This is a genomic window from Winogradskyella algicola (genome assembly GCF_005869935.1).
In the GTDB taxonomy this organism is placed as follows: Bacteria; Bacteroidota; Bacteroidia; order Flavobacteriales; family Flavobacteriaceae; genus Winogradskyella; species Winogradskyella algicola.
This window is the reverse complement of record NZ_SZQF01000001.1, coordinates 761,615-776,450: the sequence shown is the minus strand read 5'-3', so window position 1 is coordinate 776,450 and position 14,836 is coordinate 761,615. Positions and strand designations below refer to the sequence as shown.

The window sequence follows — 14,836 nt, the reverse complement described above, 5'->3', positions numbered from 1 at the left end:
TACTATTTACTAACTACTCAATAGCCTTTACAACGGCTTTTGGTGCTTCTTTACGTGTACCATCAAAACCATCAACACCACTCACGGTAGTGTATTTTAACACATAGCGTTTTCCAGGATTTATGATTTGATAGGCAGCTTGACACATCAAAGTGGCTTCATGAAAACCGCAAAGTATTAACTTTAATTTTCCAGGATAGGTATTACCGTCACCAATGGCAAAAATACCTGGAATATTAGTTTGGTAATCTAATGCGTTATTGACTTTAATAGCATTCTTCTCAATTTCTAATCCCCAATTTGCGATTGGCCCTAACTTAGGAGAAAGCCCAAAAAGTGGCACAAAATGATCACATTCTATCTCAAACTCCTTTTCGATATGTTGCGCTTGTTTTACAACAACAGCATTTACTTTTTTATCACCAACGATACCGATAACTTCTGCTGGTGTAATTAAGTTAATCTTTCCTTTATTTTTTAACTCCTGAACTTTCTCAACAGAATCTAAGTGCCCTCTAAACTCGTTTCTACGGTGAATTAAGGTGACCTCTGAAGCGACATCGCTTAAAAATATACTCCAATCTAATGCAGAATCTCCACCGCCAGCAATAACAACCTTTTTATTTCTGTAGAGTTCTGGTTCTTTAATCATATACTCTACTCCTTTATCTTCAAAATCTGCAATATTATGAATTAACGGTTTCCTAGGCTCAAAGCTACCTAAACCACTTGCAATGGCTACAACTGGTGCTTTATGCTTAGTTCCTTTGTTTGTAGTTACAATAAACGACCCATCTTCTTGCTTCTCAATGGTATCAGCACGTTCTCCTAGAGTAAAACCAGGTTCAAACTGCTTGCATTGTTCCATCAACTTGTCTGTTAAATCACCAGCTAAAATCTCAGGATACGCAGGAATATCATAAATGGGCTTTTTAGGATAAATTTCCGAGCATTGCCCTCCTGGTTGTGGAAGCGCATCTATAAGGTGACACTTTAACTTTAATAAACCTGCTTCAAAAACTGTAAAAAGGCCTGTTGGACCAGCACCAATAATAAGAATATCTGTAGTAATCATGTTGTTGCGAATTGGGAACAAATGTAATAATGCGATATAAGATATAATGTGACAATTGTCACACTATTTATTCTACATTGATTACACGTTCTATCTGCGGAGCATATTTCTTTATAGTCATCTCAACACCAGACTTTAAGGTCATCTGGTTAACACTGCAAGATGTACACGCACCTGTTAATTGTACTTTTACCAGCTTACCATCATCAATAGATAATAAATTGATGTCACCACCATCACTTTGGAGAAACGGACGAATTTCGTCTAGCGCCTTTTCTACGTTTATTTTAAGTTCTTCTGAGCTCATCTATTATTTCTTTACTGCAGAACATCCTGCCATTGTTGTTATTTTTATTGCTTCGGTTGCAGGTAGGTTTTCATTTCTATTCACAACTTCTTGCACCACCTCTCTTGTAATGTCTTCAAACGCTTTTTCTACTGGAGTTGCAGTCTGTAAAGCTGCAGGCCTACCTAAATCGCCCGCTTCTCTAATACTCTGTACTATTGGCACTTCACCTAAAAACGGAACGTCTAAATCTTCGGCTAAATTCTTAGCCCCTTCTTGTCCGAAAATATAATATTTATTTTCTGGTAATTCGGCAGGAGTAAAATACGCCATGTTTTCAATGATCCCTAACACAGGTACATTGATGCTATCTTGCTGAAACATTGCCACACCTTTTTTAGCATCTGCCAAAGCTACATTTTGAGGTGTACTTACTACTACAGTACCTGTTATAGGTAATGCCTGCATGATACTAAGATGAATATCTCCAGTACCTGGAGGTAAATCAAGCAAAAGAAAATCTAATTCTCCCCAAGCGGCATCAAATATCATTTGGTTTAGTGCTTTTGAAGCCATTGGACCTCTCCATATTACTGCCTGATCTGGTTTTGTAAAAAACCCTATAGACAATACTTTAACTCCATAATTTTCTATAGGTTTCATTTTAGATTTACCTTCTACGTTTACAGACAGTGGCCTTTCGTTTGCCACATCAAACATTATTGGGATTGAAGGTCCATAGATATCTGCATCTAACACACCTACTTTAAAGCCCATTTTTGCTAATGTTACTGCCAAGTTAGCTGTTACCGTAGATTTACCAACACCACCTTTACCAGAGGCTACAGCTACAATATTTTGAATTCCAGGAATTGGTTTTCCTTTGATTTCGTTTTTTGTTGGTTTAGCAGGTGCATCTACCTTAATATTTACTTTTATTTTTGCCTTTTCATAAACCTCTTTATGAATGGTTTGCAAAATTTCAACCTCAGTTTTTTTCTTCGCCTGAAGGCTCGGATTTTTAATAGTTACATCTACGATAACCTCATCTGCAAATGTTACAACGTTTGTTACCGCGCCACTATCTACCATATTTTCCCCTTCGCCAGGAGCAGTGATGGTTTTTAGGGCTTCTAATATATCTTTCTTATTAAGTTTCACGTTTTTATCTAGATTTAATCTAAATGCAAAGATAGTTAATAAAGGTAGAAGTAAGAAGTGGTAATCTAGAAGTTATTTATAGCTCGATTGAGGAAATAAATATGTGATTATTTGTAAATAATTTAAAAATTAGGAGATATTTAGATATTTTGTATATTTGATAGTATTTGTAAATTTTTAAATAATTAGGAAATATTAATGAATTATGATTGAGAAAGCGCCTAAATTTAATATAGAACCTGAATCAGATATTTGGTATGCCGTTATTTTAAATAGATTATCTAAAGCTGGTGAAATCTATAATAAAATAGACGAGAATTATCTCTATTGGGATAAAATTAAATATTTGAATTACAAAAATATAGATTCTGAACTATTATGGTCCGTTACTAAAACTAGAAGAGCGCTGAGAGAGAATTTAATTAAACTAAGAAACCAGTCTCTTAACAACCTTTACTACAATATAAATACATTTCTAGAACAAAAACTCCATTATCTAGACTTCAATTTCGGTGCAGGTCTTCAAAAGGAACAATTGCTTACAGATTTAGACCGACAAGACTACCTCAACAATGCCTTAATGGAAGAATCAATCTTTTCTTCTATGATTGAGGGTGCCACAACAACAAGGGTAAAGGCAAAAGATATGCTCAGAAAAAGGAAAAAACCAAAGAACAAATCTGAGCAAATGATTTTAAATAATTATAAGACCATTCAGTACATAAGCGAGCACCAAAGCGAAGATATATCCATTGAGAAGTTATTTGAAATCCATAGACTTGTAACCGAAAACACACTTGAGAGCGAGAACGTTGGTGTGTTTAGAAACAATAATGAAATAAACGTAGTTAATGAGCTAACAGGAGAGATTGTTCATACACCACCAAATTTTGAGGAATTGTTTGGATTAATGAATTCGTTTTGCGAATTTTTCAATAACAACCCTACTGAAGATTTTATACATCCAATAGTTAAAGGTAGTATTCTTCACTTTTTAATAGGTTATATTCATCCATTTGTAGATGGCAATGGAAGAACCGCTAGAGCAATTTTTTATTGGTATCTATTAAAAAACGGATATTGGTTAACAGAGTATATGTCTATTTCTCGTGTAATAATGAAAACCAAAGTGCAATATGAAAAAGCATATATCTACACTGAGATTGACGATATGGATGTTACCTATTTCATTCACTACCAAGTAAAAGTTCTTTTAAGAGCTTTTGAAGAGTTAAAGACCTATGTTGCCAAAAAGAAAAAAGAACAACCTAAGTTGTCTAAATATTTGAGATTTGAAGGTATTAACGAAAGACAGGCCATTATACTTCAAAAAGTTGAAGAAGACAGTAACCGCTTCTTTACTGTTAAAGAAATTGAAAACACTTTTGGCATTACAAACCAAACTGCTAGGACAGATATTGAAGAGTTAGTAAAATTAAATTTTTTAAAGAAAATTGCAGTCAATAAAAAAACATACAATTATTGGAAAGGTGATACTTTTGATTCGACATTCAATTAGTCTTTAGGACTCTAAAATGAGTTCTTAAAGACAGTTTATAGTTCTTTTGAAGGATCCCAAAATAATGCATCAAAATTTTGTATTTGATTTTCTACAACTTCAACCCCTTCATTCTCTAAAAGTTGTTGCATAAGGTTTGTTCCTTCAAAATGGTGCTTACCTGTTAGCAATCCTTTTCTGTTAACTACTCGGTGCGCTGGCACATCTTTTCCGCCAGAATTATTCATAGCATAACCAACGATACGAGCACTTCTTTTAGCCCCTAAATATTTTGCAATTGCACCATAGCTAGTAACTCTTCCAAAAGGAATAAGCCTTGCTACATCATACACTTTTTCAAAAAAACCAAGCGTTTCGGGTTTCATTACAACTCTTTAAGAATATTTATAAAGGTGACTAAAGCTACGATTCCTGTTATGATTCCAATGCTGTAGTTCATACTTTTTTGAGACGTGAATTTTTTATCTTTTATCTTGTCGAAAAAGAAAATATAGAAGTAAAGCATTACAAACGTACCCATTGCAGCTCCGGTAACGTAAGTTACAATGCTTGTTTTTTCAAAATTCATCCAGCCAAAAGACGCCAGAGTGATTGTCATGTAAGCTTGATACGGAATTGGGAAAACATTCAGGGCAGATAGAAGCATACCATGAAAAAAACGACTTCTTTTGCTTCGAGTATCTGCTTCAACTTTTGTTTCTTTTTGATTTCTTGCAATAACCAAAAAGTAAATCGTAATAAGCACAAAAATTACAAAAGCAACTCGTTGCAGTATCTCTACAATATCTGGTCTATTAGATAAATAGCGTGCAAAAATAGCCGCAACATACGTTTGAATAAAAACAACTAAACAAACACCTGAAGAAAAAGTAATTCCACGACCTGGCCCCTCCTTAAGACTTATCTTAGCGGCTGTCATATTTAGCAAACCTGGCGGAATAACACCAATTAGTGCCACAAAAAGACCAAGGAAGAAAACAACTGTAATACTCAAATTTTAGTTGATTTTAAATCTAATATACGTAATTGCTTTGTCTTTTTCTAAATACTGATTTTCGTAAAAGGTCTGTATTTGGGTAACTTCTTCTGGACTACCTTCTAATTTATAAACATTATGATTGGCATACAGTACTTCATAACCTAGACCATGTAACAATCCTAGAGTGTACCCATGCATAAATTCACTATCAGTTTTAAGATGCATTAATCCATTTGGTTTTAGAATTTTCTTGTAGCGCTCTAAAAACTGAATATTAGTTAATCTGTGCTTTGTTCTTTTATACTTGATCTGCGGATCTGGAAATGTAATCCATATTTCATCAACTTCATTGGCTTCAAACACATACTCTATGAGTTCTATTTGAGTTCTTATAAAAGCTGCGTTATTGATATCTTCTTCAATGGCTGTTTTTGCGCCTCTCCAAAATCTAGCACCTTTTATATCTATACCAATAAAATTTTTGTTCGGATAACGTTGTGCCAAACCAACAGTATATTCCCCTTTGCCACAGCCCAATTCTAATACTAATGGATTTTCGTTTTTAAACACCTTTTCTCTCCATTTACCTTTTAAAACAAAATTGCCACCTGTAAGTTCGTCTCTGGTTGGTTGAAACACATTATCAAAGGTTTCATTTTCTTTAAATCTTTTGAGCTTATTTTTACTTCCCACGTTTTACTGCTTATTAATAATTTGGTAAAATTAAGGAAACATTTTAAGCTTTATCTTTGCTTTTGATGAAAAGGATTTTAGTTGCCCCATTAAATTGGGGCTTAGGACATGCAACCAGAAGCATTCCTATTATAAATGCTTTAATAGCAAATAATTTTGAACCTGTTATTGCCAGTGATGGTGAAGCTCTGAGATTATTGCAAAAAGAGTTTCCCAAACTTCAGGCGCTAGAACTTCCTTCATACAATATTACTTATTCTAAAAAAGCTAATAGTTTTAGGCTAAAGCTCATTAAAGATTCCCCAAGTCTATTAAAAACAATAAAAAGGGAAAAAAAAGTTACCGAAAGTCTTATAAAATCTGAAAATATTTCAGGTATTATTTCTGACAACAGATTTGGTGTTAGAGATAAAAGTATTCCTTCGGTATTTATCACACATCAATTACGTGTGTTAAGTGGAAGTACAACATGGCTAAGCTCTAAACTTCATCAAAAAATCATTTCAAAATTTGACGAATGCTGGGTGCCAGATCATACAGGTACAAAAAACTTGAGTGGAGACTTGGGACATATTGAAGGATTTAATTCTACCATAAAATACTTAGGCCCTTTGAGTAGATTTGAAAAAAAAGATTTAGAGAAAAAGTATGATCTTCTAGTAGTTTTATCAGGACCAGAACCTCAACGCTCATTTTTAGAAATAAAGCTTCTTGATGAATTACAGTCCTATAATGGTAAAATTTGTTTTGTAAAAGGCCTTATTGAAAACGAACAGCGTAAAACACAAATCAACCATATTACAACATACAATTTTATGACAAGCACTGAGCTTGCAAAAGCTTTGAATGAGAGTGAACTCGTCTTAAGTAGATCTGGCTATACATCCATTATGGATTATGCAAAACTTGAAAAGAAAGCGTTTTTAATACCTACTCCAGGGCAGTTTGAACAAGAATATTTAGCAAAGAAATTTGCAGAAGAACAAGTAGCTCCTACTTGTAAACAGAACGCATTTAAAATTGAAATGCTAAATGAGATTGAAAATTATTCAGGATTTAAATATTTGCAGTACGACCTTAACTATAAAAAATTATTCGGCCTTTTCTAAAGTAAACGAAAATTCACTACCTACTCCTAACTCACTCTCCACATACATCTTTTCCTCATGAGCCTCGATAATATGCTTTACAATGGACAAGCCTAAACCTGAGCCACCTTCTTTTCTCGATCCACTTTTATCAACTCTATAGAAACGCTCAAATAAACGAGGTACATTTTCTTTTTTTATACCTTCACCATTATCTGTTACTCGGATGATCGCTTTATTTTTTATAAGGTTTTCTATACTTACCTCAGTAGTTCCCTTTTTTCGTCCGTATTTTATAGAGTTTACTATTAAGTTAGTAAGCACTTGCTGTATGCGCTCTACATCTGCATAAACATAAATTGGATTGGGATAATCCATATCAAAAGTGAGGGTAATCTCTTTTTTTGCTGCTTTCATTTCAAACAACTCAAATACATTCTGAACGAGTTTAACAATATCAAATTTCTCTTTATTAAGACTTAGATCACCTACTTCGAGCTTTGTAATCATATCTAAATCTTTTATGATATAAGTTAAACGCTCAACACCTTTGCTTGCTCTTTGTAAGTACTTTTTTCTTATTTTTTCATCCTCAATACCACCATCTAATAGTGTATCTATATAACCTTGAACTGTAAATAAAGGGGTTTTAAGTTCGTGCGATACATTACCTATGAACTCTTTTCTATATTCTTCTCTTACTTTTAAGGTTTCTATTTCAATTTTTTTGCCTCTAGCATATTTATCAATCTCTTTGGTTAACGTCCCCATGTCTGTCGTTATAGGTTGTTGCCTCAGACTTGTTGATTCCAAAAGCGTTAAGTCGTCATATATTTTTTTTACTCTTCTGTATATAAAGTGCTCTACTCTATACTGTACAATAGCAAAACATAATGGAAAACATATTATGGGAAAGAATATAACCTGCCAATTAAATGTATGGTAGTAATATAAAAAAACACTCACTAGGAGTGTTGCGAAAAAAGTAACATACAATGATGTTCTAATGGCGAACTTGTATGTTTTTTTTAGATTTTTTTTCTGCATTAGTCTACAAACTTGTACCCAACGCCTTTTACTGTTTTAAAAGATTTGTCACCAATCTTTTCGCGAAGTTTCCTAATGTGCACATCTATTGTTCTTCCACCAACAACCACTTCGTTACCCCAAACTTTGTCTAAGATTTCTTCGCGCTTAAAAACTTTACCAGGCTTTGTTGCTAACAAAGATAATAATTCAAACTCTTTTCTAGGAAGAATAATTTCTTCACCTTTTTTTGTGATTTTGTATTCTTCTCTATTAATTACCAAATCCCCTATTTTAATAGAATCGTTTGGATTATCAGTGTCTTTTAGTCTTCTTAACAACGCTTTTACCTTACTAACAAGAACTTTTGGTTTTATAGGCTTTGTAATATAGTCGTCCGCACCTGCATCGAAACCAGCAACTTGAGAATAATCTTCACCTCTTGCTGTTAAAAATGTAATAATAGTATTGTTGAGTTTAGAGTCTTGTCGAATACGCTCACAAGCTTCAATACCATCCATCTCAGGCATCATGACATCTAATATAATTAAATGTGGTTTGTGCTTTTTAGCTTTTTCAATAGCTTCTACACCGTTTTCTCCCGTTATAACCTGATAACCTTCTGAAGATAAGTTATAACCTACTATTTCTAAGATATCTGGCTCATCATCTACCAATAGTATCTTAATATCCTTTTTTTTCACTGTTAAGATAATTTTAAGCTAGCGTAAATATAAAATATATCTCATTAAGTAATCCGTTTATCCAAATTGATAACAATTCTCTAACATTGAATTTCAAGGCTATGATTTTAAAACAATTAAAAAAAATCGGATGTTAACTTATTGTAAAAAAGCACGTTGTTGACAAAAACTTCTCTTAAAGCTCAGTATTTGTTAGTATATTTACGAACTAATTTTTTAAAAATCAATTATGAAAAAACTTTACTTTTTGTTAGTAACAGTCTTAGTTACTTCATTGTCTTTTGGGCAAGACCTTATTATAACGGGAGCTTATGATGGCCCACTTTCTGGTGGTACACCAAAGGGTGTTGAAATATATGTTGTTAACGATATCGCTGATTTAAGCACTTACGGTATCGGGAGTGCAAATAATGGTGGTGGTTCTGATGGTGTTGAATTTACGTTTCCTGCAGATGCAGTTACAGCAGGTACTTTCTTATACGTTGCTACGGAATCTACTCAATTTACAAACTTTTTTGGTTTTGCACCAAATTATACAACTGGATCTATGGGTATTAATGGTGATGACGCCGTTGAATTATTTTCTAATGTTGACACAACACCTGTTGTGATAGATGTTTTCGGAACAATTGATTGTGATCCAAACGCTGGCGGAACAACATGTCCTGAATGGGAACATACTGATGGATGGGCATATAGAATTGATGGAACAGGACCAGAAGGCTCCACTTTCACCACTTTAAATTGGACTTACAGTGGAACCAATCAATTAGAAGGTGGTGCAACAAATGCTGAATGTACTGTACCTTTTCCTATAGGTTCTTATTCAACAACAGCATCGACTACACCTACTATAAACCTTAATGGTTCTGTTAGTTTATTTTATTATGAAGGCAATGGTCCTTCAGGAGAAGAAACACTTTCAATTTCAGGTATTAACTTAACTAACGATATAACTTTAAGTGTTCCTTCTGATTTTGAAGTATCTTTAACTTCTGGTGGCCCTTATGCTAGTTCTGTAGTTATAACACAAACAGGTGGTACTGTCATGCCAACAGATGTTTATATTCGCTTAGTTTCTGGCTTAACTGTTAACACTTACACAGGTGATGCAACGGCTTCTTCTATGGGAGCTACTGATGCTACATTAGCATTAACAGGTACTGTTGCTCCTGCAGATCCTTTGATAAACACTTCAGGGAGTATTTCTGATTTAGAATATACTGTTGGAAACGGCCCTTCAACTGATGACAGCTTTGGTGTATCTGCATTGTTTTTAACAGATGACCTAGTAATTACAGCTCCAACAAACTTCCAAGTTTCTTTAACTTCAGGTAGTGGTTTTGCTAATTCCATAACTATTACACCAGATATGTCTGGCGAGGTAACTTCCACTGATATTTTTGTTAGGTTAAACGCTGGGCTTGCTGTTGGTAATTACACTGGTGATGTAACTGTTACTTCTACTGGTGCTACTGACAGAACAGAATCTGTAGTAGGTAACGTGAACCCTGCTGCTGCTTGTTCAAATGTAGGTGATGTAATCATTACAGAAGTTATGCAAAATCCTAGTGCAGATACTGATCCTGCTGGTGAATATTTTGAGCTGTATAACACAACTGGTTCTAGTATAGATCTTCAAGGATGGGTAATTAAAGACGATGTTTCAACAGGCGAGACACACACAATTATTTCTTCTTTAGTAATTCCTGCTAATGGTTACATTGTTATTGGCAACGTATCTACAACTGTACCAACGTTAGACTACAACTATGGTAATGACATTTCGTTAGGAAATAGTACAGATGGTATTATTATAGAATGTGGTGGAGGTACTATTGATCAAGTTATTTGGGATAACGGAGCTACCTTCCCTGACCCATCAGGCGCTAGTATGGAACTTTCTGTAACAGCCCTTAATGCTACTGATAATGATGATGGTGCTAATTGGGGTGTTGCTACTTCTGATATCGGTAACGGAGATTTAGGAACTCCAGGTGCTGTAAACGATTATAGTTTATCAACTAATAGTTTTGAGAATACTACTTTCTCCATTTACCCTAACCCAACAAATACTGGTATAGTAACAATTACATCATCTAATAGTGATGTTATGAACGTACAAGTATTTGATATTCTTGGTAAGCAGGTTAAGAATGAAACTTTAATTCACAATACGTTAAATGTTTCAAATTTAAATACTGGTGTATACATTTTAAAGATTACTCAAAACAATGCTACTACGACTAAAAAGTTAGTTATTAAATAATCATTGTTTTAATCATAAAGAAAGCGCAGCTGATACTTAGCTGCGCTTTTTTATTTTCAATACTTTTGTAAAATGATTTCTGAAGATGCTATTTTTAATATTAAGACCAATGCCGAATTTGAGGCATTAGCACTTGATATCTTTAGATTTCAGTTTGAAAACAATGCTGTTTATCGCTCTTTCTGTGATTTATTATACAAACATCCATCCGATGTAAATAGTCTTACAGAGATTCCTTTTTTACCCATTCAATTCTTTAAAACACATGAGGTTTTAAGCTCTCAAAATAGCATTGAAAAAACCTTTACAAGTTCTGGCACTACAGGAACTACAACAAGCAAACACTTAATAACTAATCTAAATATTTATGAAGAAAGCTATCTAAAAGGCTTTCAACATTTTTATGGTAGTGTTGAAGATTATGTTGTATTGGCTTTGTTGCCTTCTTACTTAGAGCGAGAAGGCTCATCGCTTATTTACATGGTTGATGATTTAATACAGAAATCTAAACATCCGGTCAGTGGCTTTTACCTTAACAATCTTGAAGACTTATCAAAGACACTTAATAAGCTTGAAGCAAGTGGCCAAAAAACACTTTTAATTGGTGTTTCTTTTGCATTATTAGATTTGATTGAACAGTTTCAATTTAACTTACAACATACCATTGTAATGGAAACTGGCGGTATGAAAGGCAGACGAAAAGAGATCATAAGACAAGAACTCCATGACCAGCTTAAAAAAGGCTTTTGCGTTAACCAAATTCATAGTGAGTATGGTATGACGGAACTTTTGAGTCAGGCATATTCTAAAGGTAACGGGATTTTTGAGTGTCCGCGTTGGATGAAAATTTTAACCAGAGATACTGAGGACGCTTTAACTATATTACCTTCAAATAAAACAGGTGGTATCAATATTATTGACTTGGCAAATATTAATTCTTGTTCATTTATTGCCTCTCATGATTTAGGCAAAACTTCTGAAAATGGACAGTTTGAAATCATAGGCAGGTTCGACAACTCTGACATTAGAGGCTGTAATTTAATGGCCTTGTAAGGTTTTCTAATCTATTACGACCAAATAAGTGCTATCGAAAAGAAAGATTTTCAATAGTTGATTGATTGGTTAGATGGTGCCCAAAAGAGATTTTGGGCACTTTTATTATTCAACCTTTATTATGTAAGTGTTTTTCTTCCCCTTATTAAGTATGATATAAGTATTGTTAACCAAGTCTTCTGATGTTAACTGATAATCTTCTTTTACTTTTTCTTTGTTAACTGAGATAGAATTTTCTTTTAAAGCACGTCTTGCTTCACCATTAGAGTTTAAAAAATTGGTTTTTACAGCCAATGCGCCAATCATATCTAAACCTTCATCAAATTCTGCTTTAGAAATATATGCTTGAGGTACTCCTTCAAAAACATCTAAAAAGGTAGCTTCATCTAAAGTCTTAATATCTTCCTTAAACGTCTTACTAAACAAAATGTTTGAAGCCTTAGCTGCATTTTCATAATCTTCTTTAGAATGCACCATAGTGGTTATTTCTTCAGCTAATTTCTTTTGTAATGTTCTTAAATGTGGAGCTTCACTATGAGTTTCTATAACCGCTTTAATGTCTTCTTCTGTTAAGAAAGTGAAAATCTTAATATATTTTTCAGCATCCTCATCACTTGAGTTTAACCAATATTGGTAGAATTTATAAGGCGACGTTCTTTTAGCATCTAACCAAACATTTCCCCCTTCAGACTTACCAAATTTAGAGCCATCGCTCTTTGTAATTAACGGACAAGTAATTGCAAAACCTTTACCATTACCTATACGACGTATTAGCTCTGTACCTGTGGTTATATTTCCCCATTGGTCACTTCCTCCCATTTGTATTGTACAGTCATTCTCTCTATACAAATGCAAAAAGTCATAACCTTGTACTAGTTGGTACGTAAATTCCGTAAAACTCATACCATCATTAGAAGACTCCCCAGAAATTCTACTTTTCACAGAGTCTTTAGCCATCATATAGTTTACAGTAATATGCTTACCGACATCTCTGATAAATTCTAAAAATGAAAATTCTTTCATCCAATCATAATTGTTTACCAAAACTGCCGCATTAGTAGCATCACTTTCAAAATCTAAGAAGTGAGATAATTGCTTTTTTATGGATTCTTGATTGTGACGTAGCGTTTTTTCGTCTAACAAATTACGTTCGCTAGATTTACCTGAAGGGTCACCAATCATACCTGTTGCACCACCAACCAAAGCCACTGGTTTATGTCCGCAACGCTGGTAATGCGCCAACAACATAATTGGCACTAAATTACCGATGTGTAAAGAATCTGCCGTTGGATCAAAACCAACATATGCACTTCGCATAGTCTCTAACAAATGTTCTTCTACTCCAGGCATACTTTGGTGTAACATGCCTCTCCATTTTAATTCTTCGACAAAATTTTTCATTCTTAAACTCGTGTAATATGATGTAGGCAAAGATATGTTTCCACTTTAAAAGACAAAAGACAATTTTAACGTAATTTAGCCTTATGATTTTAGTCACAGGAGGAACAGGATTAGTAGGTTCACATTTGCTCCATACGTTAGTCTCAAATGGACAAAGTGTTCGTGCAATCTACAGACGAGAGAAAACCTTAAAACGGGTTGCCCATGTTTTTGGTTATTTTTCTAATGAGTCTGAAAACCTATTTAATAAAATTGAATGGGTAGAAGCTGATCTTAATGACATCCCAAAACTTCAGAAGGCTTTTGAAGGCATTACACATGTTTATCATTGTGCAGCTTTTGTTTCTTTTGAACCTGACAAATACCATCAATTGCGAAAAATTAATATAGAAGGTACCGCAAACATTGTTAATCTTTGTATTAGTTATTCTATTAAAAAACTATGCTATGTAAGTTCAATAGCTGCAATTGGACATCATGAAGATTCTTCAAAGCTTATTACTGAACAAACGGCTTGGAATCCCGAAGAGGACAACAGCGTTTATGCCATTACAAAATATGGTGCAGAACTCGAGGTTTGGCGAGGCACACAAGAAGGGATTGATGCTGTGATTGTAAATCCTGGAATTATACTAGGTGCTGGCTATTGGAAAGGTGGAAGCAGTGGTAATTTGTTCAGAAAAATACATGAAGGTATGACATATTACGTAAATGGAGTTGTTGGGTATGTTGATGTATTTGATGTGGTAAATACTATGATTTCCTTAATGGAGAGTAATATTAAAAATGAAAATTATATTTTAATCGCTGAAAACCTGAGTTTTAAAGATTTTCAACACAAAGTAGCACAAAATCTAGATGTGAGCCCTCCTAAGAAAGAAGCTAAGCCTTGGCTTTTAAATATTGCTTGGCGTTTAGATTGGTTAAAACACAAATTAACAGGCTCTAGAAGAAATCTTACAAAGCAAACTGCCAAATCTGCGATAAGCATTACCAAATACGATAACTCTAAAATCAAAACTGCAATAGGTATTGAGTTTAAGTCTATTGACCAATCAATTAAAGAAGTTTGTGTGTTGTATCTAAAAGATTTAAAAGTAAATTAATTACTAGCTTTTTGTTTTAATGCTTTTTTGATAGAATCTTTTCGTTTGTTATTAATCTTACTCATAGAATCTCTTCTACGCTTAGCTATTTTACTTTCCTTTTTCTCTAAATCTTCAAACCTTTCTTTATCCTTCTGCAATCTGCTTTTTACCTTCAATACCATGGATTTATATAAATCCGTATCAAAAGCATAGTAAGCATTACTCTCAGCAAACTGAGCACTATCAATTTTGTGTTTATTTAAAACATATGACTCTGGCACAATACCTTTATCTTCTAATAGCTTTCTATTAACTCCTTTAGCCGCATTAATTACATATAGGTCATAAAGAATATTTTCCATCTTATCTGTAGAAATGAGATTATTTGGCTTTGGTGGCTTGCTTTTATTATCACAAGAAAACACAAAGACAATTAAAACTAATATGTAAAAGAATTGTTTCATCTATTAAAAAATTTGCAAAAACATATGATT

At 33.7% G+C, this 14,836-nt stretch carries 15 protein-coding genes; 5 read left to right on the top strand and 10 right to left on the bottom strand.

Going from position 1 to position 14,836, the window contains the following annotated elements; translation table 11 throughout:
• Positions 1-13 precede the first annotated feature (13 nt).
• From FC091_RS03390 to FC091_RS03380, 3 genes are all read right to left on the bottom strand, one after another.
• Positions 14-1,075 carry an NAD(P)/FAD-dependent oxidoreductase gene (locus tag FC091_RS03390; protein ID WP_138432867.1) on the bottom strand — a complete coding sequence of 354 codons (1,062 nt, stop codon included), beginning with the start codon at positions 1,073-1,075 and terminating at the stop codon, positions 14-16.
• Positions 1,076-1,142: 67 nt separating this feature from the next.
• The gene (locus tag FC091_RS03385; RefSeq protein WP_138432866.1) at positions 1,143-1,382 is read right to left on the bottom strand and encodes a NifU family protein; all 240 of its coding nucleotides are present in this window, start codon (positions 1,380-1,382) and stop codon (positions 1,143-1,145) included.
• A gap of 3 nt (positions 1,383-1,385) precedes the next feature.
• Entirely contained in the window at positions 1,386-2,522 is a 1,137-nt protein-coding gene (locus FC091_RS03380) for an Mrp/NBP35 family ATP-binding protein (protein WP_138432865.1), read from the bottom strand.
• A gap of 205 nt (positions 2,523-2,727) precedes the next feature.
• On the opposite strand from FC091_RS03380, the gene FC091_RS03375 reads away from it, so the two are divergent.
• Entirely contained in the window at positions 2,728-4,041 is a 1,314-nt protein-coding gene (locus FC091_RS03375; RefSeq protein WP_138432864.1) for a Fic family protein, read from the top strand.
• A 35-nt stretch (positions 4,042-4,076) separates the two neighbouring features.
• On the opposite strand, the gene FC091_RS03370 is transcribed toward FC091_RS03375, so the two are convergent.
• From FC091_RS03370 to trmB, 3 genes are read right to left on the bottom strand one after another with little or no spacing between them, the layout of a single operon-like run.
• Positions 4,077-4,406 (bottom strand): MGMT family protein, encoded by a 330-nt coding sequence (locus FC091_RS03370; RefSeq protein ID WP_138432863.1) that lies wholly within the window; start codon positions 4,404-4,406, stop codon positions 4,077-4,079.
• Positions 4,406-5,035, bottom strand: coding sequence for a LysE family transporter (locus FC091_RS03365; protein WP_138432862.1), 630 nt, complete (start codon positions 5,033-5,035; stop codon positions 4,406-4,408). The genes FC091_RS03370 and FC091_RS03365 overlap by 1 nt, the downstream gene beginning before the upstream one ends.
• 3 nt (positions 5,036-5,038) lie before the next feature.
• The gene (gene trmB, locus FC091_RS03360) at positions 5,039-5,713 is read right to left on the bottom strand and encodes a tRNA (guanosine(46)-N7)-methyltransferase TrmB (RefSeq protein ID WP_138432861.1); all 675 of its coding nucleotides are present in this window, start codon (positions 5,711-5,713) and stop codon (positions 5,039-5,041) included.
• Between the two features lie 65 nt (positions 5,714-5,778).
• Between trmB and FC091_RS03355 the strand changes: the two genes are divergently transcribed.
• Positions 5,779-6,822 (top strand): glycosyltransferase, encoded by a 1,044-nt coding sequence (locus tag FC091_RS03355; protein WP_171032444.1) that lies wholly within the window; start codon positions 5,779-5,781, stop codon positions 6,820-6,822.
• Here FC091_RS03355 and FC091_RS03350 read toward each other — a convergent pair.
• Positions 6,805-7,848 carry a sensor histidine kinase gene (locus FC091_RS03350; protein ID WP_138432859.1) on the bottom strand — a complete coding sequence of 348 codons (1,044 nt, stop codon included), beginning with the start codon at positions 7,846-7,848 and terminating at the stop codon, positions 6,805-6,807. The genes FC091_RS03355 and FC091_RS03350 overlap by 18 nt on opposite strands.
• A complete protein-coding gene (locus FC091_RS03345) occupies positions 7,848-8,531 on the bottom strand; it encodes a response regulator transcription factor (protein WP_138432858.1) in 684 nt (227 codons plus the stop codon). Before FC091_RS03345 ends, FC091_RS03350 begins: the two co-directional genes overlap by 1 nt.
• Before the next feature lie 229 nt (positions 8,532-8,760).
• On the opposite strand from FC091_RS03345, the gene FC091_RS03340 reads away from it, so the two are divergent.
• Positions 8,761-10,800, top strand: coding sequence for a T9SS type A sorting domain-containing protein (locus FC091_RS03340; protein WP_138432857.1), 2,040 nt, complete (start codon positions 8,761-8,763; stop codon positions 10,798-10,800).
• Between the two features lie 72 nt (positions 10,801-10,872).
• A complete protein-coding gene (locus FC091_RS03335; RefSeq protein ID WP_138432856.1) occupies positions 10,873-11,853 on the top strand; it encodes a LuxE/PaaK family acyltransferase in 981 nt (326 codons plus the stop codon).
• Positions 11,854-11,958: 105 nt separating this feature from the next.
• Here the strand turns inward: FC091_RS03335 and tyrS are convergent, their stop codons facing one another.
• Positions 11,959-13,254 carry a tyrosine--tRNA ligase gene (gene tyrS, locus FC091_RS03330; RefSeq protein WP_138432855.1) on the bottom strand — a complete coding sequence of 432 codons (1,296 nt, stop codon included), beginning with the start codon at positions 13,252-13,254 and terminating at the stop codon, positions 11,959-11,961.
• A gap of 83 nt (positions 13,255-13,337) precedes the next feature.
• Between tyrS and FC091_RS03325 the strand changes: the two genes are divergently transcribed.
• A complete protein-coding gene (locus FC091_RS03325) occupies positions 13,338-14,360 on the top strand; it encodes an NAD-dependent epimerase/dehydratase family protein (RefSeq protein ID WP_138432854.1) in 1,023 nt (340 codons plus the stop codon).
• Here the strand turns inward: FC091_RS03325 and FC091_RS03320 are convergent.
• The gene (locus FC091_RS03320; protein ID WP_138432853.1) at positions 14,357-14,806 is read right to left on the bottom strand and encodes a DUF4296 domain-containing protein; all 450 of its coding nucleotides are present in this window, start codon (positions 14,804-14,806) and stop codon (positions 14,357-14,359) included. The two genes, FC091_RS03325 and FC091_RS03320, sit on opposite strands and share 4 nt — an antisense overlap.
• Between the last annotated feature and the right edge of the window lie 30 nt (positions 14,807-14,836).